Source organism: Mycobacterium sp. NGS50 (assembly GCF_059812545.1).
Genome location: NZ_JCALCW010000012.1, coordinates 49553 through 70445, shown reverse-complemented (window position 1 = coordinate 70445; position 20893 = coordinate 49553). Strand labels below are relative to the sequence as shown.

At 67.6% G+C, this 20893-nt stretch carries 16 protein-coding genes; 14 read left to right on the top strand and 2 right to left on the bottom strand.

Annotation, left to right across the window (positions count from 1 at the left end):
* Positions 1-145: 145 nt before the first annotated feature.
* The 4 genes from AC5Y36_RS10795 to narI are packed head-to-tail and all read left to right on the top strand — an operon-like array spanning position 146 to position 6867.
* The gene (locus AC5Y36_RS10795; RefSeq protein ID WP_500040882.1) at positions 146-3829 is read left to right on the top strand and encodes a nitrate reductase subunit alpha; all 3684 of its coding nucleotides are present in this window, start codon (positions 146-148) and stop codon (positions 3827-3829) included.
* The gene (gene narH, locus AC5Y36_RS10790; protein WP_500040881.1) at positions 3829-5463 is read left to right on the top strand and encodes a nitrate reductase subunit beta; all 1635 of its coding nucleotides are present in this window, start codon (positions 3829-3831) and stop codon (positions 5461-5463) included. The genes AC5Y36_RS10795 and narH overlap by 1 nt, the downstream gene beginning before the upstream one ends.
* On the top strand, positions 5460-6125 hold the full coding sequence (gene narJ, locus AC5Y36_RS10785) for a nitrate reductase molybdenum cofactor assembly chaperone (protein ID WP_500040880.1): 666 nt from the start codon (positions 5460-5462) through the stop codon (positions 6123-6125). The genes narH and narJ overlap by 4 nt, the downstream gene beginning before the upstream one ends.
* A 1-nt stretch (position 6126) precedes the next feature.
* A complete protein-coding gene (narI, locus tag AC5Y36_RS10780; protein WP_500040879.1) occupies positions 6127-6867 on the top strand; it encodes a respiratory nitrate reductase subunit gamma in 741 nt (246 codons plus the stop codon).
* 22 nt (positions 6868-6889) lie between these two features.
* On the opposite strand, the gene AC5Y36_RS10775 is transcribed toward narI, so the two are convergent.
* Positions 6890-7360, bottom strand: a complete 471-nt coding sequence (locus tag AC5Y36_RS10775) for a MarR family winged helix-turn-helix transcriptional regulator (protein WP_500040878.1) — start codon at positions 7358-7360, stop codon at positions 6890-6892.
* A gap of 126 nt (positions 7361-7486) precedes the next feature.
* Between AC5Y36_RS10775 and AC5Y36_RS10770 the strand changes: the two genes are divergently transcribed.
* The 4 genes from AC5Y36_RS10770 to AC5Y36_RS10755 all read left to right on the top strand — a co-directional run bounded on the left by AC5Y36_RS10770 (position 7487) and on the right by AC5Y36_RS10755 (position 13060).
* On the top strand, positions 7487-7864 hold the full coding sequence (locus AC5Y36_RS10770) for a hypothetical protein (protein WP_500040877.1): 378 nt from the start codon (positions 7487-7489) through the stop codon (positions 7862-7864).
* 87 nt (positions 7865-7951) lie between these two features.
* Positions 7952-9847 (top strand): translational GTPase TypA, encoded by a 1896-nt coding sequence (gene typA / locus AC5Y36_RS10765; protein ID WP_500040966.1) that lies wholly within the window; start codon positions 7952-7954, stop codon positions 9845-9847.
* 155 nt (positions 9848-10002) lie between these two features.
* On the top strand, positions 10003-11820 hold the full coding sequence (locus AC5Y36_RS10760; protein WP_500040965.1) for an ABC transporter family substrate-binding protein: 1818 nt from the start codon (positions 10003-10005) through the stop codon (positions 11818-11820).
* A gap of 565 nt (positions 11821-12385) precedes the next feature.
* Positions 12386-13060 (top strand): hypothetical protein, encoded by a 675-nt coding sequence (locus AC5Y36_RS10755; RefSeq protein WP_500040876.1) that lies wholly within the window; start codon positions 12386-12388, stop codon positions 13058-13060.
* Between the two features lie 96 nt (positions 13061-13156).
* Here the strand turns inward: AC5Y36_RS10755 and AC5Y36_RS10750 are convergent, their stop codons facing one another.
* Positions 13157-13750: a TetR/AcrR family transcriptional regulator gene (locus AC5Y36_RS10750; protein WP_500040875.1), complete on the bottom strand. Its 594-nt coding sequence runs from the start codon at positions 13748-13750 to the stop codon at positions 13157-13159.
* 140 nt (positions 13751-13890) lie between these two features.
* On the opposite strand from AC5Y36_RS10750, the gene mshB reads away from it, so the two are divergent.
* The 6 genes from mshB (at position 13891) to AC5Y36_RS10720 (ending at position 20891) form a co-directional block, all read left to right on the top strand.
* Positions 13891-14790 carry an N-acetyl-1-D-myo-inositol-2-amino-2-deoxy-alpha-D-glucopyranoside deacetylase gene (gene mshB, locus AC5Y36_RS10745; protein ID WP_500040874.1) on the top strand — a complete coding sequence of 300 codons (900 nt, stop codon included), beginning with the start codon at positions 13891-13893 and terminating at the stop codon, positions 14788-14790.
* A 188-nt stretch (positions 14791-14978) separates the two neighbouring features.
* On the top strand, positions 14979-15395 hold the full coding sequence (locus tag AC5Y36_RS10740; RefSeq protein ID WP_500040873.1) for a hypothetical protein: 417 nt from the start codon (positions 14979-14981) through the stop codon (positions 15393-15395).
* A gap of 91 nt (positions 15396-15486) precedes the next feature.
* A complete protein-coding gene (locus tag AC5Y36_RS10735; RefSeq protein WP_500040872.1) occupies positions 15487-18054 on the top strand; it encodes a bifunctional FO biosynthesis protein CofGH in 2568 nt (855 codons plus the stop codon).
* A gap of 81 nt (positions 18055-18135) precedes the next feature.
* Positions 18136-18933: a maleylpyruvate isomerase N-terminal domain-containing protein gene (locus tag AC5Y36_RS10730; RefSeq protein WP_500040871.1), complete on the top strand. Its 798-nt coding sequence runs from the start codon at positions 18136-18138 to the stop codon at positions 18931-18933.
* Between the two features lie 318 nt (positions 18934-19251).
* Positions 19252-20043, top strand: coding sequence for an MlaE family ABC transporter permease (locus tag AC5Y36_RS10725; RefSeq protein ID WP_500040870.1), 792 nt, complete (start codon positions 19252-19254; stop codon positions 20041-20043).
* A gap of 14 nt (positions 20044-20057) precedes the next feature.
* Positions 20058-20891 carry an ABC transporter permease gene (locus AC5Y36_RS10720; protein ID WP_500040964.1) on the top strand — a complete coding sequence of 278 codons (834 nt, stop codon included), beginning with the start codon at positions 20058-20060 and terminating at the stop codon, positions 20889-20891.
* Positions 20892-20893 lie beyond the last annotated feature (2 nt).

Below are 20893 nucleotides of genomic sequence, written 5' to 3'. Positions count from 1 at the left end.
GAACCCATTGCTGGACCGTGCACAGCCCGTCGTCGGCCAGTAGAACAGTCAGCGTCGTGCTGACGGAATTCGGGCGTGCGGCGACGTGGCCGCGCCGCTCCGGTCCTGCGTCCGATCGTTCCGCGGTGTGTAAGGAGGTGCTGGCATGACGGTTACCCCCCATGTCGGTGGCGCGCTGGAAGAGCTGCTGGAACGCAGCGGCCGGTTCTTCACCCCGGGCGACATCTCGAAGGACCTGCGCACCGTGACGCGGCGCGGCGGCCGCGACGCCGACGTCTTCTACCGCGACCGGTGGAGCCACGACAAGGTCGTGCGCTCCACCCACGGGGTGAACTGCACCGGGTCGTGCTCGTGGAAGATCTACGTCAAAGACGGCATCATCACCTGGGAAACCCAGCAAACCGACTATCCGACGGTGGGCCCGGACCGGCCGGAATATGAGCCGCGCGGCTGCCCCCGTGGCGCGTCGTTCTCCTGGTACTCCTACTCGCCGACCCGGGTGCGCTACCCGTATGCCCGCGGTGTGTTGGTGGAGATGTTCCGTGAAGCCAAGGCCCGACTCGGTGACCCGGTGCTGGCGTGGGCCGACATCCAGGCCGACCCGGAGCGGCGCCGCCGATACCAGCGGGCGCGCGGCAAGGGCGGCCTGGTCCGGGTGACCTGGGCCGAGGCCACCGAGATGATCGCCGCCGCGCATGTGCACACGATCAAGGAATACGGCCCGGACCGCATCGCCGGCTTCTCGCCGATCCCGGCCATGTCGATGGTCTCCTACGCGGCCGGATCGCGGTTCTTCGAACTGATCGGCGCGCCGATGACGTCGTTCTACGACTGGTACGCCGACCTGCCGGTCGCCTCGCCGCAGGTATTCGGTGACCAGACCGACGTGCCCGAATCCGGCGACTGGTGGGACGCCGCGTACCTGATGATGTGGGGCTCCAACGTCCCGATCACCCGGACCCCCGACGCGCACTGGATGGCCGAGGTCCGCTACCGCGGTACCAAGGTCGTCAGCGTGAGCCCCGACTATGCCGACAACACGAAGTTCGCCGACGAATGGATTCCGTGTGCGGCCGGCACCGATGGCGCGCTGGCCATGGCGATGGGGCATGTGATCCTGTCGGAATGCTATGTGCAACAGCAGGTCCCGTTCTTCGCAGACTATGTGCGGCAATACACCGACCTGCCGTTCCTGATCAAGCTGGAACGCCGCGGCGACCGCCTGATCCCGGGTAAGAACCTCACCGCGGCGGACCTCGGCCAGAACGTCGAGAATGCCGCGCTCAAACCCGCGCTTCTCGACGAGACCACCGACTCCGTCGTCGTTCCGCACGGCTCGTTGGGATTCCGCTTCGGCGAGGACGGCGTCGGCAAGTGGAACCTGGACCTGGAGCAGCTGACCCCGGCACTGTCGGTGCTGGGCGAGGACACCGACGCCGTGCTGGTCGACCTGCCCAACTTCGACACCATCACCGGCGCGGGAGACACCATCGCGCGCGGTGTTCCGGTGCGCCGCGTCGGAGAGCACCTGGTCTGTACCGTCTTCGACCTGATGCTGGCCGGTTACGGTGTGGCGCGCCCGGGACTGCCCGGCGTGTGGCCGACCGGATACGACGACCCGACCCAGCCCAACACGCCGGCCTGGCAGGAACCGATCACCGGGGTGTCGGCCGGCCAGGTGATCCGCATCGCCAAGGAATTCGCCCGCAGCGCCGAGGAATCCGGCGGCCGGTCGATGATCATCATGGGCAGCGGCATCTGCCAGTGGTTCCACGGCGACACGATCTACCGCGCGGTGCTGGCGCTGCTGATGCTGACCGGGTCGATGGGCCGCAACGGCGGCGGCTGGGCCCACTACGTCGGCCAGGAGAAGGTGCGCCCGCTCACCGGTTGGCAGGCCATGGCGATGGCCACCGACTGGGTGCGGCCGCCGCGCCAGGTGCCCGGTGCCTCCTACTGGTACGTCCACACCAACCAGTGGCGCTACGACGGCTTCGGCGCGGACAAGCTGACCACCCCGTTGGGTCGCGGCCTGTTCGACGGCAAGCACACTATGGATCTGCTGGCGTCGGCCACGGCGATGGGCTGGAGCCCGTTCTACCCGCAGTTCGACAAGTCCACCCTCGATGTGGCCGACGAGGCGAAGGCCGCCGGCCGTGACCCCGCCGAGTACGTCGCCGAACAACTCGGGGAGCGCAAACTCAAGCTGGCCGTGACCGATCCGGACGCGCCCGGGAACTGGCCGCGCCTGCTCACCGTGTGGCGGGCCAACCTGATCGGCTCGTCGGGCAAGGGCGGTGAGTACTTCCTCAAGCACCTGCTGGGCACCGACTCCAACGTGCTGGGCGAGCCGCCGACCGGGGGCGTGCAGCCGACCGATGTCGTCTGCGAGGGCGAAATCCCAGAGGGCAAGCTCGATCTGATGATGTCGATCGACTTCCGGATGACCTCGACCACCCTGGTGTCCGATCTGGTTCTGCCGGCTGCGACCTGGTACGAGAAGGTCGACCTCTCCAGCACCGACATGCACCCGTATGTGCACTCGTTCTCCGCGGCGACCGACCCGCCCTGGGAAACCCGCAGCGACTACGACGCTTTCGGTGCGATCGCCCGTGCCTTCTCCGAACTGGCCAAGGTCCACCTGGGCACCCGCACCGACGTGGTGATGACCGCGCTGGCCCACGACACCCCGGACGCCATGACGTATCCGGACGGGACCGAACGGGATTGGCTGACGACCGGTGCGACCCCGGTGCCCGGTAAGACGATGGCCAAGCTGGCCGTGGTGGAACGCGACTACACCGCCGTCTACGACAAGTGGCGTACCCTGGGCCCGCTGGTGGACAAGTTCGGTATGACGGTCAAGGGCTACACCGTGCAACCGCACCAGGAGGTCAAGGAACTGGCCGCCAGGTTCGGTGTGATGAATTCCGGTGCGGGGCAGGGCCGTCCGGCGATCACCACAGCGCAGCGGATGTGCGATGTGGTGCTGGCCCTGTCCGCCACCACCAACGGCCGGCTGGCCGTCGAGGGCTGGCGGGAGTTGGAGAAGCGCACCGGCCAACGGCTGGCGCACCTGGCCGAGGGCAGCGAAGAGAAGCGCATCACCTACGCCGACACCCAGGCGCGACCCGTCCCGGTGATCACCAGCCCGGAATGGTCGGGCAGCGAGACCGGCGGGCGTCGGTATGCGCCGTTCACCGTCAACATCGAGAACCTCAAGCCGTTCCACACCCTGACCGGGCGCATGCACTTCTACCTGGCGCACGACTGGGTCGAGGAACTCGGCGAGCACCTGCCGGTCTTCCGGCCGCCGCTGGACATGACCAGGTTGTACGGCGAGCCCCCGCTGGGTGAGACCGCCGACGGGATCGGACTCACCGTGCGGTATCTGACCCCGCACTCGAAGTGGTCGTTCCACTCCACCTACCAGGACAACCTCTACATGCTGTCGCTGTCGCGCGGCGGCCCCACGATGTGGATGAGTCCGGGCGATGCGGAGAAAATCCAAGTCCGCGACAACGATTGGGTGGAAGCGGTCAACAACAACGGTGTCTTCGTGTGCCGCGCGATCGTCAGCCACCGGATGCCCGACGGGGTGGTGTTCGTCTACCACGTGCAGGAACGCACCGTCGACACCCCACGCTCGGAGACCACCGGCAAGCGCGGCGGCAACCACAACGCCCTGACCCGGGTGCGCATCAAGCCCAGTCATCTCGCCGGCGGCTACGGACAGCACTCGTTCGCGTTCAACTACATGGGCCCCACCGGCAACCAGCGCGACGAGGTGACCGTGGTACGCCGCCGCAGCCAGGAGGTTCAGTACTGATGCGGGTCATGGCGCAGATCGCGATGGTGATGAACCTCGACAAGTGCATCGGGTGTCACACCTGCTCGGTCACCTGCAAGCAGGCCTGGACCAACCGGGCCGGTACCGAGTACGTCTGGTTCAACAACGTCGAAACCCGCCCCGGCCAAGGCTATCCGCGTACCTACGAGGATCAGGAGCGCTGGAACGGGGGATGGGTGCGCGACCGCGGCGGGCGGTTGAAGCTGCGCGACGGCGGCCGATTCTCCAAGCTGCTGCGCATCTTCGCCAACCCGAAACTGCCGGGCATCCGCGACTACTACGAGCCGTGGACCTACGACTACGAGAACCTGACGTCCGCGCCGCTGTCGGACACCTTCCCGGTGGCCGCCCCCCGCAGCCAGATCACCGGCGAGCCGATGAAGATCGAGTGGGGCCCCAACTGGGACGACAACCTGGCCGGATCGGCGGCGACGTTGGCCAACGACCCGATCCTGAAGAAGGTGTCTGACGAGGTCAAGGACAAGCTCGAAGAGACCTTCATGTTCTACCTGCCGCGGATCTGCGAGCACTGCCTCAACCCGTCGTGTGTGGCGTCGTGCCCGTCGGGCGCGATGTACAAGCGCACCGAGGACGGCATTGTGCTGGTCGACCAGGACAAGTGTCGCGGCTGGCGGATGTGTGTGTCGGGATGCCCGTACAAGAAGGTGTATTTCAACCACCGAACCGGCAAGGCCGAGAAGTGTACGTTCTGCTATCCGCGCATCGAGGTCGGTCTGCCGACGATCTGCTCGGAGACCTGCGTGGGCCGGCTGCGCTACATCGGGCTCATCCTCTACGACGTGGACAAGGTGCTGGAGGCCGCGTCGGTCGAGAACGACACCGACCTGTATGAGGCGCAGTGCGGAGTGTTCCTGGATCCCAACGACCCCAAGGTGATTGCCGGTGCCCGGGCTGAGGGTATCTCCGAGGAGTGGATCGAGGCGGCGCAACGCTCGCCCATCTACGCACTGATCAACCGTTACAAGGTGGCGCTGCCGCTGCACCCGGAATACCGCACCATGCCGATGGTTTGGTACATCCCGCCGTTGTCCCCGGTGGTCGACGCGGTCAGCCGCGACGGGCACGACGGTGAAGACCTCGGCAACCTGTTCGGCGCGCTGGACGCGCTGCGTATCCCGATGCAGTACCTGGCCGAGCTGTTCACCGCCGGCGACACCGTCCCCGTGGAAGGCGTACTGCGCCGGCTGGCGGCGATGCGGTCCTACATGCGCGACATCAACCTCGGACGTGAGACTCAACCGCACATCGCCGAATCGGTCGGCATGAGCGAAGAAGACATCTACGAGATGTACCGGCTGCTGGCGATCGCGAAATACGAAGACCGGTATGTCATTCCGACCGCCTACCGTGACCAGGCCCATGAGCTTGAGCATCTCGGCTGCTCCCTGGACACCGACGGCGGACCGGGCATGTATGAAACAGGTCCGTTCGGTGAGGGCAGTGGTGCACCGGTGCCGGTGGCCGCCGAGACATTCCACATCATCAAGGACCGGCAGACCAGCGCGGGCGGCGGCGGCGCCCAGCGGGTGAACCTGCTCGAGTGGGATGGCGGTGAGGCGCCGCCGGGAATGTTCCCCGGACACAAGCCATGAAACTGCTGAACCGCTCAGGGGCGCGGGCCCGTGGAAATGCGTTGCGCGACCGGCTGGTGTGGCAGGCCGCCTCGCTGTTGTTGGCCTACCCCGACGAACAGCGTGCCGACCGATTCGACACCGTCGAGCGCCTGCTGGCCAACATCGATGGTGCGCCGGCTGAATTGTTGGCGCGTGCCTTGGCCTCGCTACGGGCCACCGACGCGATGACCGCCGCCACCGAATATGTCGAAACGTTCGACATGCGACGGCGCTGCACGATGTACCTGACGTATTGGACGGCGGGCGACACCCGAAACCGGGGCCGCGCCATGCTGGTGTTCGCCGGTGCCTACCGGGCGGCCGGCGTGGAGCCGCCCAAGTCCGAGGGGCCCGACCACCTGCCGGTGGTGCTGGAGTTCGCCGCCACCGTCGACCCGGAAGGCGGCCGGCAGCTGCTGATCGACAACCGGGTGCCCATCGATGTGGTGTTCGGCGCGCTCGCCGAGGCGGGTTCCCCGTATGCCGACGTGATCGCCGCGGTGGCCGAGACGCTGCCGCCGGTCACCGACCAGCAGGTGCGCCGGGCGCGCCGGCTGGCCGAATCCGGTCCACCCGCCGAAGCAGTCGGACTGGAGCCTTACACACTGACGGTGCCGCCGCGGCCAAGCGATGGAGGATGAGTTGGTCGAGCTGAATCTCCACGAGATCTACTGGGACGACGCACCGTACGTGGTGCTGGCCATCGCCCTGGTGGGCAGCTGGTGGCGTTACCGTTACGACAAGTTCGGCTGGACCACCCGCTCGTCGCAGCTGTATGAATCCAAGCTGCTGCAGATCGGCAGCCCGATGTTCCACTTCGGCAGCCTGGTGGTGATCGTGGGCCACGTCGTCGGCCTGATGGTCCCGGAGGATCTGACCGAAGCGCTGGGCATGAGCGATCACTTCTACCACATCCAGGCGTTGGTGCTCGGATTGCCGGCCGGGATCGCGACACTGATCGGGATCGGGCTGCTGATCTATCGCCGCCGCACCCAGGCCGCGGTGTTCAAGGCGACCAACAAGAACGACAAACTGATGTACGCCGTCTTGGTCTGTGCGCTGCTGGCCGGCATGGCCTGCACACTGATGGGCGCCACGCATTACGGCGAGGTGCACGACTACCGGCAAAGCGTCTCGGTGTGGTTCCGCTCGATCTGGATCCTGGACCCGCGCGGCGACCTGATGATGCAGGCGCCGTTCTATTTCCAGGTGCACGTGACCATCGCGCTACTGCTGTTCGCACTGTGGCCGTTCACCCGGTTGGTGCACGCGTTCAGCGCACCGATCGGCTACCTGTTCCGGCCCTACATCGTCTACCGGAGCCGCACGGTGACGCCGGCCAACACCTGGGCCGGGTCGGCGCCGCCGCGTCGCGGTTGGTGACGACCGAGGCCCGCGGCCGGGCTCAGGAGTCGATGTCGAGATAGCCCGGCTCGCCGTGGGCGGTGGTGAACGCGGTCAGGGCGCGGACCAACCCGCGGCGTTCCGGCGGCGGCATCTGTTCCACGATGCGGGCGATCTCGCCGCGCCGGTGCGTGATGACCCGTTGGACCACGTCATGTCCATGCGGGGTGAGCGCGGCCAGCGTCTCGCGCCGTGAGGTGGGGTGCGGCGTCCGGTTGATCAGCCCGGTGCTGACGAGCCGGTCGATCATCCGGCCGGTGGTCGACGGTTGCACATGCAGCAGACCCGCCAGCGTGCCCAGGTTGAGCGCGTCGTGCTTGGACAAGATCAGCAGCGTCCGGAACTGCGGAATCGTGATCGTCTCGTCCACTCGGGCGATGGAGTCAGCCGAGATGGCCATCAACAGACGCGACGCGGTCAGCAGCGCGTCGGTGATCGCGTCCAACGACTCGTCGTCGATCTCGGTGTTCACAGGTTCACAGCCAAGCTCCAGAACTCTAGCAGCGGCCTACTATAGCAGTCCGCAACTATTGCGGAGTACTACGGTAGCTATGACGAAGTATCCACTGATAGACGCGCCGGCGGACGGTAGCCAGTCATGAGGTTCACCCCCTTCGGCGTGGCGGCCGGCTGTGTCGCCGTGTTTGTGTCGTTGGCGCCGCTCGCCCACGCCAACCCGATCGACCTGGACCCGCACGATCCGGATATGACGAGGAACCACTGTCCCGGCGGGCAATGGGGCTTCGGCCGGCTGCGGGTGTGCGATGGCGAGGAGTACCCGGACGGGTCGTACTGGCACCAGTGGAGGGGCGGCAACGGCTGGATCGGGCCGACCTGGAACTACGACTGCGTCGGTGACAGCGGCAACCACATATTCCCGGCGCCCCCGCCACCCGGCGGCTGCGACGGGGCGATTCCGCCCGATCCGCCCGCCGGGGACCCGCCACCGCCGGGGGAGCCACCACCGGCCGGCTGAGCGCTGCGGGCGCCGCCCGCTGTGACGCCCGCCACCGTGGCGGCCCGCGTTTTCGCGATCGGCGGCCTGCGCTGCGAGAATCACCAGGTGAACTTCCGCAATGTCGCCATCGTCGCCCACGTCGACCACGGCAAAACCACCTTGGTCGATGCCATGCTGCGGCAATCCGGCGCGCTGCACGTGCGCGGTGACGACGCCAAAGAACGCATCATGGACTCCGGGGATCTGGAGCGCGAAAAGGGCATCACGATCCTGGCCAAGAACACCGCGGTGCACCGCCACCACGGCGACGGCACAGTGACCTGCATCAACGTGATCGACACGCCCGGGCACGCCGATTTCGGTGGCGAGGTGGAGCGTGGCCTGTCCATGGTCGACGGGGTGCTGCTGCTGGTCGACGCGTCGGAGGGCCCGCTGCCGCAGACCCGGTTCGTGCTGCGCAAGGCGCTGGCCGCGCACCTGCCGGTGATCCTGGTGGTCAACAAGACCGACCGGCCCGACGCGCGCATCGCCGAGGTCGTCGAGGAGAGCCACGACCTGCTGCTCGACGTCGCCTCCGATCTCGACGGCGAGGCACAGGCGGCGGCCGAGAAGGCGCTCGATCTGCCGACGCTGTACGCCTCCGGCCGTGCCGGGATCGCCAGCACCACCGAACCGGCCAACGGCGAGAACCCCGACGGGGACAACCTGGATGCGCTGTTCGACGTCCTGCTCGAGCACATCCCGCCGCCCCAGGGGGATCCCGAGGCCCCGTTGCAGGCCCTGGTGACCAACCTCGACGCGTCGTCGTTCCTCGGCCGACTGGCGCTGATCCGGATCTACAAGGGCCGCATCCGCAAGGGCCAGCAGGTGGCCTGGATGCGCGAGGTGGACGGCCATCCGGTCATCACCAACGCGAAGATCACCGAACTGCTGGTCACCGAGGGCGTCGAGCGGACCCCCACCGAGGAGGCCACCGCGGGCGACATCGTGGCGGTCGCCGGTATCCCCGAGATCATGATCGGCGACACGTTGGCCGATCCGGACCACGCCCACGCGCTGCCGCGCATCACCGTCGACGAGCCCGCCATCTCGGTGACCATCGGTACCAACACCTCTCCGCTCGCCGGCAAGGTGTCCGGACATAAGCTCACCGCGCGGATGGTGAAGTCGCGGTTGGACTCCGAACTCGTCGGCAACGTGTCCATCAAGGTCGTCGACATCGGCCGCCCCGACGCCTGGGAGGTCCAGGGCCGCGGCGAGCTGGCGCTGGCGGTGCTGGTCGAACAGATGCGTCGCGAGGGCTTCGAGCTGACGGTCGGCAAGCCGCAGGTCGTCACACAGACCATCGACGGCAAGCTGCACGAGCCGTTCGAGGCGATGACCATCGACTGCCCCGAGGAGTTCGTCGGCGCGATCACCCAGCTGATGGCCGCCCGCAAGGGACGCATGGAGGAGATGACCAACCACGCCGCCGGCTGGGTGCGGATGGACTTCATCGTGCCGAGCCGCGGTCTGATCGGTTTCCGCACCGATTTCCTGACGCTGACCCGCGGCACCGGTATCGCCAACGCGGTTTTCGACGGCTACCGGCCGTGGGCGGGCGAAATCAAGGCACGGCACACCGGTTCGCTGGTGTCGGACCGCAGCGGGTCGATCACCCCGTTCGCGATGATCCAGCTGGCCGACCGCGGCCAGTTCTTCGTCGAACCCGGTGAGGACACCTACGAGGGCCAGGTGGTCGGGATCAATCCCCGCGCCGAGGATCTCGACGTCAATGTGACGCGCGAGAAGAAGCTGACGAACATGCGATCTTCGACAGCCGACGTGATGGAGACGCTGGCCCGGCCGCTGGAGCTCGGCCTGGAGCAGGCGATGGAGTTCTGTGCCGAGGACGAGTGCGTGGAGGTGACGCCGGAGGTGGTGCGGGTACGCAAGGTGGAACTCGACGCCACCCTGCGGGCGCGGGCCCGGTCTCGCGCCAAAGCCCAGGCCCAGGCCTAGGGGTGCGCCGCCTGCGCGCGAACATGCTGCGAGATTTGCGGCGATTCTTCGCAACAGGTTCACGCTCGGCGACGCGATGGGCGGCCGATACCCTGAGGGGCGTGCCGACAGTCGCCCCTCGTGCCCGTCTGACGTGCGCGGTGTTGGCGTCGTTGATGCTGGCCGGCTGCACGGTCAGTCCGCCGCCGGCACCGCAGAGCACCGAGACTTCCAAGAGCACCGTTCCGCCGCCGCGGCGGGCCTCCCAGATCATCGTGGGTATCGACTGGATCGGTCCGGGGTTCAACCCGCACCTGGTGTCGGACCTGTCGGCGGTCAACGCCGCAATCAGCGCGCTGGTACTGCCCTCCTCGTTTCGTCCGATTCCCGACCCGGCCAGCGCGACGGGCTCGCGCTGGGAGATGGATCCGACGCTGCTGAAGTCGGCTGAGGTGACCGCACAGCACCCGTTCACGGTGACCTACAAGATCCGGCCGGAGGCGTCGTGGACGGACAACGCCCCGATCGCCGCGGACGACTTCTGGTACCTGTGGCAGCAGATGGTCAGCCAGCCCGGCGTGGTGGACCCGGCCGGCTACGACCTGATCACCGGGGTGCAGTCGCTGGAGGGCGGCAAGACGGCAATCGTCACGTTCGCCCAGTCCTACCCGGCCTGGCGGGAGCTGTTCACCAATCTGCTGCCCGCGCACATCGTCAAGGACATGCCCGGCGCGTTTCCGGCCGGGCTGGCGCGCGCACTTCCGGTCACCGGCGGGCAGTTCCGGGTGGAGAACATCGACCCGCAGCGCGACGCGATCCTGCTGGCCCGCAACGACCGGTACTGGGGTCCGCCGGCCAAACCCGACCTGATCCTGTTCCGCCGGGCCGGGGCGCCCGCCGCGCTGGCCGACTCGATCCGCAACGGCGACACCCAGGTCGCGCAGGTGCACGGCGGCTCGGCGGCATTCGCGCAGTTGTCGGCCATCCCCGAGGTGCGCACCGCCCGGATCGTCGCACCGCGGGTGCTGGAGCTGGCGCTGCGCGCCAACCAGCCCAAACTGGCCGATGCCCAGGTGCGCAGAGCGATCCTCGGGTTGCTCGACGTCGACCTGCTGGCCGCTGTCGGCGCCGGCAGCGACAACACCGTCACCCTCGACCAGGCGCAGGTCCGTTCGCCCAGTGACCCCGGCTACGTGCCCACCTCGCCACCGGCGATGACCACCGTGGCGGCGCTGGCGCTGCTGGAGGGGGCCGGGTACGTGATCGAGAAGGACGCGCCGCCGGCGTCGGTGACACCGCCGGCGGGCGCGCCGGACCCGTCGGTCGAACCGCACCCGCCGGAGGTCACCCGTGGCCGGATCAGCCGCGACGGGGAGGCGCTGACCTTCGTGATCGGGGTGGCGTCCAACGACCCCACCGCCATCGCCGTTGCCAACACCGCCGCCGACCAGTTGCGCAACGTCGGCATCGCGGCCACGGTGCTGGCGCTTGATCCGGTGGTGCTCTACCGCGAGGCGCTGACCAACAATCAGGTCGACGCCATCGTCAACTGGCGCCAGGCCGGCGGCGATCTGGCGACGCTGCTCGCCTCGCGCTATGGCTGCGACGCGCTGGAGGCCACCGCGGTGCCGATGCCGGAGAACGAATCGACCAGCAGCACGTCGGCGCCGGCACCAGTGCCGCCGCCGCCCTCGCCGACCCACCCACCGTCGAAATCGGCTGCCGGAGAACTGGTTCAGGCGCCATCCAATATCACCGGTATCTGCGATCGCAGCATCCAGTCGAACATCGCGGCGGCGCTGGACGGCAGCAAGAAGATCGACGAGGTGATCACCGCGGTCGAGCCACGGCTGTGGAACATGGCAACCGTGCTGCCCATCCTGCAGGACACCACGATCGTGGCCGCCGGACCCAGCGTGGCCAACGTCAGTCTGTCCGGCGCGGTGCCGGTCGGCATCGTCGGTGACGCGGCGGAGTGGGCGAAGACGCCCTGATCTGCGGGTGGCCGCGGCGCCCCGGCCGCAACGCAGCTGACCCACATCGACGACGCGTTGCCGGCCATCGCAGCATGGGAGCGGGTGAAACCGACTTCTCAGCATGCACTCAGCTGCTGGGAAAATATCCGTCAGCAACGACTGCTGATGCGATGGTTGCCTGTTCGGAATAGATAAGGATGCTTGTCGGCAAATTGTCAAGCTATCCGCGCGTGGCGATTGGCGGGTGCCCAGCCGAACTGCCGTGGTGAACACGGTCGATACGACGCAGAAAGCCCTGCTGAACTGGGCATCGCCGCGCCCGGGCGGGGCGTCGCGCAAAAAGTCCATGCCTGATTGGAAAAATATGAGTATTTCTCTTGTGGCGGAGCTATCTCTTATCTAGGCTTAAGCAAGCTGTTTCGAGGTTGTCGGGAAGGGGGCGTGGAGTTCCGGCCACGTCATCGATCTGACCAGCGAGAACATCCGCAGCGGGGCCGACCCGCTCGGGGGTCGCCGGGGGACCGCCGTTCATCACCGTCACAGCTACGACAACATTGCTGACTATCGAAGGGGAGATCCAGCCATGAGTCGATCACAGAACCAACGTCGAGGGATTGCTGCCGGGCTCGCGGTGGTCACGGCCGGAGCCGCAACCGTGGCATTCGCTGCCGTCGGGGCCCTTCCGCAGGGCGATGTGACGCTGGCGCAGCGTGACGTCGCGCTGGTGAACGCCGCCGACGACGCCCACAACATTTTGATCGATGCGCAGGTGGCGCAGAATGAGAGCCTGTTCAACCAGAACGTCCTCGGTCTGCAGGAGAGCATCTACTACTGGGTGCAGCGACCGGTCGATGACGGTGGCTTGGGTGCCGGTGACAACGTCAACAACTGGCTGTTCGTCGACCCGGAGTCGGACCCGGAGTCGACGAACATCTGGAACGGCGCGTTCACCCGCGGCGCCGAGGCGATGCTGGTGAACCAGGCCTGGCAGCAAGTCCAGTGGGATCACCTGCTGGGAGTCAACCAAACGCTGGGTGTCGGCGGCTACGAGGAGCAGATCGCGGACTCCCTGGTGAACAACCTTCTCGGGTCCGGCATCGATCCCAGCTCCTCGCTTGGTACGGCCGTAACGGCCCTGGCGGAAGACACCACCCAGGCGAGCTTCAGCGACTTCAGTTCGGCCCTCCTGACCCTGCAGAACGACCTGTGGTCGGCCGCGTTCAACGACATGCTCGGCATGTTCCAGTTCGCGTTCTAGCAGTGTTGCTGGGCAAAGCGGACTGATCAGCCGCTTCCAGATCGACCGCGATGAGCCGGGTGCGAGAACCGCATCCGGCTCATTGCGTCTGCACGGTCAGCGGGCGGGCAGCACCGTGTTGACGATGTCCACCAGGACCTGCCGCGTCGGCGGGTTCCCGGTCAGCTGCAGATACTGATTGATCAGCGCGGGCCCGATCCGCGCCGTCAGCGGGGTGATCTTGTCCGCGTCGATCTCGCCACGCTGCACGCCGGCCTGCAATATCGATTCGACGATCCGTAGCCTGGGCCACACCACCGCGTCGGCGAAGATGGTCCGCAACTCCGGCTCGTGAAACAGTTCGCCCATGATCACCAGGCCGGGGAAGGCCGTCTTGCCGGCCAGCACATCGCGGTGAGCGATGAACTGCGCCAACAGGTTTTCGCGCGTTGAGCGGTCGGCGCGTGGTTCCGGCAGCGGCGGCATCGCATACCGCAGCACGTCCTGGACCAGGTCGTGCTTGCTCGACCAACGGCGGTACAGCGCGGCTTTGCCGGTGTGTGCCCGCGCGGCGATGCCCTCCATAGTTAGTGCGCCGTATCCCACCGCGGACAACTCCGTCAGCGTCGCCTCGAACAGAGCGCGTTCAAGGTTCTCGCCTCGCCGGCGACGCTGCACGGGTTTGAGGGTGTTCTTGGCCTGCGCGGGCATGTATCGAGAGTAGCCGCCCATCGTCGCTGCGGTGGCGAAGAGGTGAACGACACGACGCGAATGCGGAACTGCGAGACCAAATTACGAACGTAAACGTCTACTAAATGGACCCCCTGGGCGGGACGAGTAGCGTGTTGCTGATGTCATCCGACCCGGTTCCGCGGCTGCTGTTCGTACATGCCCACCCCGACGACGAGACGCTGACCACCGGCGCCACCATCGCGCACTATGCCGGCCGTGGTGCACAGGTGCAGGTGGTGACCTGCACGCTCGGCGAGGAGGGTGAGGTCATCGGCGACCGGTGGGCGGGCCTGGCCGTCGATGCCGCCGATCAGCTCGGCGGCTACCGGATCGGCGAACTGAGTGCAGCCCTGCACGCGTTGGGCATCGACGCGCCGATCTTCCTGGGCGGAGCGGGTCGCTGGCGTGACTCCGGAATGGCGGACACCCCGGCGCGGGGGAACCGCCGGTTCATCGATGCGGCCGAGGACGAGGCCGTCGGCGCCCTGGTGGCGATCATCCGTAGGCTGCGCCCCCACGTCGTCGTCACCTACGACCCCAACGGGGGATACGGCCATCCCGACCACATCCGCGCCCATCAGGTGACCACCGCCGCGGTCGCCGCCGCCGGCAGCGACAGCTACTCGGGCCGGCCCTGGACGGTACCCAAGTTCTATTGGACGGTCCTGTCGCGGAGCGCGGCCGAATCCGCACTGCGCACCCTGCAGCCGGCCGACCTGCTGCCCGGCTGGCTGCACGACCCCGACCTCGAAGTGGACTTCGGCTACCCCGACGAGCGGATCGACGCGGTCGTGGAAGACGCCGAGGCGCTGCCCGCCAAGGTGGCCGCAATGAGAGCCCACGCCACCCAGGTCAGCGTGGGTCCCACTGGGCGGGCCTTCGCGTTGTCCAACAACCTGGTGCTGCCTATCGTGGCCTCCGAGCACTACGTCCTGGTTGCCGGAGCGGCCGGGCAGCGCGATCAGCGTGGCTGGGAGACCGATCTGCTTGCCGGGCTGGACATCGCCCGAGACGGGTAGCCCGGGGCGACGAACCGCGCGGAGTGGCTCCCGACCGCGGCGCCACGCGGTAGGCTCCGCAGACCACCCACGGAAGGCATTGGAATGGACCCCGACCTCGACCCCAACCTGGAGCACTGGCAGTGGTGGATGGACAGCTACCAGTGGGTGATCGGGTCGCTCGTGGCGGAACTGGACAGCATCCCGACTTGACGGTCACCGAACCCCGCGTCGGATCGGCCGAAGCCGACGGCGCACCGGGTCGGGCAATCCGCATCGTCGTCCTGGCATTGCTGGCAATCGACGGCGTACTGTGCGCGGTCACCGCAGCCCTGCTCCTCCCCAGCTACCTCGGCCCGTTCCCGTTTCCGATCAGCGCACTGGTGGGTGGCCTGGTCAACGCGGCGCTGGTCTGGGCCGGGCTGCACTGGACCCCGTCGCTGCGGCTCGCCGCACTGCCGTTGTGGACCTGGTTGCTGACGGTGGCATTGATGTCCTTCAGCGGTCCCGGCGACGACTTCATCTTCGCTGGACGCGGGGTGATGGCCTACGGGGTGCTGTTGATGATCGTGGCCGGCGCGGTGCCGCCGACCGCGGTGCTGTGGTGGCGCAAATACCGCAGCTGACGGCTGGCGCTACTGTGATCGAATGCCAGGCGCACAAGGTCGCATGTGAGATGCGCGGAATGAAACCGCACCGGATGCGAGTTATGCGGACGTGGCTTTGACCCCGGACCGCGGCACCGCCCTGCCCACCCCGGTCGTGCCGTCGAAACCCAACGCATCCGCGCTGCGCCGTGTGCTGCGCCGGGCCCGCGACGGGGTGGTACTCAACGTCGACGAGGCCGCGGTCGCGCTGACCGCGCGCGGCGACGACCTGGCCGAACTGTGCGCCAGCGCCGCCCGGGTGCGCGACGCCGGATTGGAATCGGCGGGCCGCCGCGGTCCCACCGGCCGGCTGCCGGTCAGCTATTCACGCAAGGTCTTCATTCCGATCACCCATCTGTGCCGCGACACCTGCCACTACTGCACGTTCGTGACCGTGCCGGGCAAGCTGCGTGCCGAGGGGCGCGGCCTGTATCTGGAACCCGACGAGATCCTGGACATCGCCCGCCGGGGCGGGGAGCTGGGCTGCAAGGAAGCGTTGTTCACCCTCGGTGACCGGCCCGAAGAACGCTGGCCGGACGCGCGCCAGTGGCTCGACGAGCGCGGCTACGACTCCACGCTGTCGTATGTACGGGCGATGGCCATCCGGGTGCTCGAGGAAACCGGTCTGCTGCCGCACCTGAACCCGGGGGTGATGAGCTGGTCGGAGCTCTCCCGGCTCAAGCCGGTGGCGCCGTCGATGGGCATGATGCTGGAGTCCACCTCACGGCGGCTGTTCGAGACCAAGGGCCTGGCGCACTACGGCAGCCCGGACAAAGACCCCGAGGTCCGGTTGCGCACCCTGACCGATGCCGGCAGGCTCTCCATCCCGTTCACCACCGGGCTGCTGGTCGGTATCGGCGAGACACTGGAAGAGCGAGCCGACACCCTGCATGCGATCCGCAAGGTGCACAAGGAGTTCGGGCACATCCAGGAAGTGATCGTGCAGAACTTCCGGGCCAAGGAACACACCGCGATGGCCGCGGAGCCGGATGCGGATTTCCAGGACTTCCTGGCCACCATCGCGGTGGCGCGACTGGTGCTGGGGCCGTCGATGCGGGTCCAGGCGCCGCCCAACCTGGTGTCGCGCTCTGAATGCCTGGCGCTGATCGGCGCCGGGGTCGACGACTGGGGTGGGGTGTCGCCGCTGACACCCGACCATGTCAACCCGGAACGGCCCTGGCCCGCCCTGGATGAACTGAGCGCCGTCACCGCCGAAGCCGGCTATGACCTGGTGCAGCGGCTGACCGCCCAGCCCGCCTATGTGCAGGCCGGCGCGGCGTGGATCGACCCGCGGGTGGCCGGTCACGTCGCCGCGCTGGCCGACCCGGCCACCGGCTGGGCCCTGGACGTCACACCGGTCGGGATGGTGTGGCAGGAGCCCGACGAGGCGCAGTCCGCCGGCCGGGTGGACCTCAACGTCGCGATCGACACCGACGGCCGGGCCAGCGAGACCCGCAGCGACCTGAACTCCGCTTTCGGCGACTGGGAGTCGATCCGAGACCGGGTACACGAACTGGCGGCCCGGGCACCCGAACGCGTCGATACCGATGTGTTGGCCGCGCTGCGCTCCGCCGAACGCGATCCGGCCGGCTGCACCGACGCGGAATACCTGGCGATGGCGACCGCCGACGGTCCGGCGTTGGATGCGGTTGCCGCGCTGGCGGATTCGTTGCGTCGCGACGTGGTGGGCGACGACGTCACCTACGTGATCAACCGGAACATCAACTTCACCAACATCTGCTACGTCGGCTGCCGGTTCTGCGCGTTCGCCCAACGCAAGGGCGACGCGGATGCGTTTTCGCTGTCCGCGGCCGAGGTCGGCGACCGGGCATGGGAGGCCCACGTCGCCGGCGCCACCGAGGTCTGCATGCAGGGCGGTATCGACCCTGAACTGCCGGTGACGGGCTACGCCGACCTGGTCCGCGCGGTCAAGGCCCGGGTGCCCTCGATGCACGTGCACGCCTTCTCCCCGATGGAGATCACCAACGGGGTGAACAAGAGCGGGTTGAGCATCCGGGAGTGGCTGATCAGCCTGCGCGAAGCCGGGCTGGACAGCATCCCGGGAACCGCCGCGGAGATCCTCGACGACGAGGTCCGCTGGGTGCTGACCAAGGGCAAACTGCCGACGTCGATGTGGGTCGAGGTGGTCAGCACCGCCCACGAGGTCGGGCTGCGCTCCAGCTCGACGATGATGTACGGCCACGTCGACAGCCCGCACCACTGGGTCGGGCACCTCAACGTGCTGCGCGGCATCCAGGAACGCACCGGCGGCTTCACCGAATTCGTGCCGCTGCCGTTCGTGCATCAGAGCTCCCCGCTGTATCTGGCCGGCGGCGCCCGGCCCGGACCCAGCCATCGCGACAATCGGGCCGTCCACGCGTTGGCCCGGATCATGTTGCACAGCAGGATCTCCCACATCCAGACCAGCTGGGTCAAACTGGGTGTACAGCACACCCAGGTGATGCTCAACGGCGGCGCGAACGACCTGGGCGGCACCCTGATGGAGGAGACCATCTCCCGGATGGCCGGCTCCGAGCACGGTTCGGCCAAGACGGTCGCCGAACTGGTCGCGATCGCCGAAGGGATCGGTCGTCCGGCCCGGCAACGCACCACCGACTACAGCTCGCTGGCAGCCTGACAGTCTGCCCCCCTCGCCCAGTGTGAACACCGGGCGGAAATCGTTGGCGATTCGCGCCCTGTGTTCACCCTCGGCGACGGAATGGGAGGCGCTCCGGGCGGGTATACCCGCCGCGTGCGCTCACTGATCGACACCGAACGATTTCCCGAGTGGCAGCCGTTCCTGGACGGGGTGCTGCAGCGGCGACCCGACGCCGGCACCTGGTGCGAAGCGTGGACGGTTCGCGACGTGGTGGTCCATCAGGCCGGCAACGCCGAGGAACTCGCCCGCGTACTGCGCGGGCACCTTGAGGGCGATCCCGTCAAGACCCGCGGTTTCGCGGAGCGTGAGGGGCCGCTGCGCGCCCTGAACGACGTAGACCTGTGGCGGGTATTGCACCAGCGGATGGCCGCCCTGAGCGAGGTGGCGCAAGCGGCCGACAACGTGGCACCCGATACCGACATCGCGTGGACCGGGCGCACGATGAAGGCGCCGTGGTTCGCCGAGCACATGCGCGAAGAACTCGTCCTGCACCGTTGGGACATCGTCGGCGACGATCCTGTCGCTCAGGCTCAGCTGGCTCAGCGCTGGATGACCACGCACAGCGTCGTTGCGGTGGGAGCGCCGTTGCTGACCGCGGGTGCACGGCGGTTGCGTCCCGGGGAACGCGTCGAGGGGCGGCTGCGGGTTCCTGGCGTCGACGACGTCGTGGTCAGCGGTGGTACGGACCGCACCGCCATCACGCTCGCCGCGCCCGCCGGGGCGGCCACGCTTGAAACCGACGTTGCGGCACGCGTATTGCTGCTCTGGGGCCGGCGACCGGCCGACCCCTCGCGGATCCACAGCCGCGTGGGACCTGAAGCGCTGGGTCGGGTGCGTCGGCTGCTCGCCGGCTACTGACCGAACCCCGCGAGGGTGGGTACTTCGACGCATCAAAGGATGGCCATCAGCGGCGGGCTGAATCAAGCTTTTGAATCGCGTTGATTCAATCTCGATGAATGCAACCCCGCTTCGGCGGCAACCAGCGTGTTTCGTAATTGACGGTGCTGCCGCATGATTCGGTGCGTTGACAGCCAAGCACCGCACTTCTAACGTTCCGCGCAAGCTGACGAGGACAGGGAATCGGGGTGGGATCAATAGTGGGGCGACCGTGCAGTGCGCCAGCGACCGTGCTGGCGTTGTCATGCGTGTTCGCTTCCCGGCGAACAGGTTAAGCCGATGACCCCCGCGACGGGGCAGGCGGTCTCCGCGGAGACCGCCTGGCTCAAACCTGCATTCGCCATCGGTGATTTCGTCGTCCTGGCCGGTGAAACGTTCGCTGCGATGTTTCGCCCGCCGCTCGCATGGCGCGAATTGCTGGATCAGGTCTGGTTTGTGGCCCGGGTGTCCATCGCACCCACCGTGGTGCTGTCCATCCCGTACACGGTGCTCATCGTGTTCACCCTCAACATCGTGTTGCTGGAGGTCGGTGCCGGGGACCTGTCCGGTGCCGGAGCGGCACTGGCCTCGGTCACTCAGGTGGGCCCGGTGGTGACCGCGATCGTCGTCTCCGGCGCGGGTGCCACCGCGATGTGCGCCGACCTGGGAGCACGCACCATCCGCGAGGAAATCGACGCGATGAAGGTGATCGGGGTCAACCCCATCCAAGCCTTGGTCGTGCCGCGGGTGATCGCAGCGACATTCGTCGCGCTGATGCTGTATTCGGTGGTGGCGGTTGTCGGGCTGTCCGGCAGCTACGTGTTCGTGGTGTTCGTGCAGCACGTCACACCGGGAGCCTTCGTCGCCGGGATGACGCTGTTGACCGGCCTCCCACAGGTGGTGGTCTCGCTGGTCAAGGCGTTGCTGTTCGGCCTGTCGGCCGGTCTGATCGCCTGCTACAAGGGGCTGTCGGTCGGCGGCGGGCCGACCGCGGTCGGCAACGCCGTCAACGAGACCGTGGTATTCGCGTTCATGGCACTGTTTTTCATCAATATCCTGGCCACCGCGTTCGGTGTGAAGGTCGCCCCGTGAGCACCGCAGAGGTGATGGAGCCCGGACGCGGCCGCGTGGCCGTCAACCGTGTGGTGGACGCGACTCGCAGATTGGGCGAGCAGACCGCTTTCTACGGCAGCGCACTGGGTTCCAGCGTCGAGGCAGTGCGGCGCTACCCGGCCGAGGTGCTTCGGCTGATCGCGGTGATGGGCATGGGCAGCGGTGCGCTGGCGGTCATCGGGGGAACGGTGGTCATTGTCGGGTTCCTCACCCTGACCACCGGCGCGTTGATCGCCGTGCAGGGCTACAACACGCTGTCCAATGTCGGAATCGAAGCGCTCACCGGGTTTCTGGGGGCGTTCCTCAACGTCCGCTTCATCGCACCGGCAACTGCGGGTGTCGCGCTGGCGGCGACCATCGGGGCCGGCGCGACGGCGCAACTGGGCGCCATGCGGATCAACGAGGAGATCGACGCACTGGAGGTGATGGGCATCCGGGCGATCACCTACCTAGCCTCAACCCGGGTGGTGGCCGGCGTGGTTGCGGTCATCCCGATCTATACCGTCGCCGTGTTGATGTCGTTTCTGGCAACGCGGTTCGGGACAACGATCATCTATGGCCAGTCGCGCGGTGTCTACGACCACTACTTCTCGACGTTTCTGCACCCGACGGATCTGCTGTGGTCGTTCGTGGAGGCGTTGGCGATGGCGGGCGCGGTGATGGCGGTACACACCTATTACGGCTACACGGCGACCGGGGGACCCGCCGGGGTCGGTGAGGCGGTCGGCCGCGCGGTGCGCACCTCGATCACCGCCGGCGTATTCATCCTGCTGACCATCACGCTGTCGGTGTACGGGCAGTCCGGCAACTTCCACCTGTCGGGGTGACG

Coding starts and splice junctions, on each gene's coding strand:
- AC5Y36_RS10795 (WP_500040882.1), top strand. CDS start 146: ATGACGGTTACCCCCCATGTCGGTGGCGCGCTGGAAGAGCTGCTGGAA.
- narH (WP_500040881.1), top strand. CDS start 3,829: ATGCGGGTCATGGCGCAGATCGCGATGGTGATGAACCTCGACAAGTGC.
- narJ (WP_500040880.1), top strand. CDS start 5,460: ATGAAACTGCTGAACCGCTCAGGGGCGCGGGCCCGTGGAAATGCGTTG.
- AC5Y36_RS10770 (WP_500040877.1), top strand. CDS start 7,487: ATGAGGTTCACCCCCTTCGGCGTGGCGGCCGGCTGTGTCGCCGTGTTT.
- AC5Y36_RS10760 (WP_500040965.1), top strand. CDS start 10,003: ATGCTGGCCGGCTGCACGGTCAGTCCGCCGCCGGCACCGCAGAGCACC.
- AC5Y36_RS10755 (WP_500040876.1), top strand. CDS start 12,386: ATGAGTCGATCACAGAACCAACGTCGAGGGATTGCTGCCGGGCTCGCG.
- AC5Y36_RS10750 (WP_500040875.1), bottom strand. CDS start 13,750: ATGCCCGCGCAGGCCAAGAACACCCTCAAACCCGTGCAGCGTCGCCGG.
- mshB (WP_500040874.1), top strand. CDS start 13,891: ATGTCATCCGACCCGGTTCCGCGGCTGCTGTTCGTACATGCCCACCCC.
- AC5Y36_RS10730 (WP_500040871.1), top strand. CDS start 18,136: ATGGGAGGCGCTCCGGGCGGGTATACCCGCCGCGTGCGCTCACTGATC.
- AC5Y36_RS10725 (WP_500040870.1), top strand. CDS start 19,252: ATGACCCCCGCGACGGGGCAGGCGGTCTCCGCGGAGACCGCCTGGCTC.
- AC5Y36_RS10720 (WP_500040964.1), top strand. CDS start 20,058: ATGGAGCCCGGACGCGGCCGCGTGGCCGTCAACCGTGTGGTGGACGCG.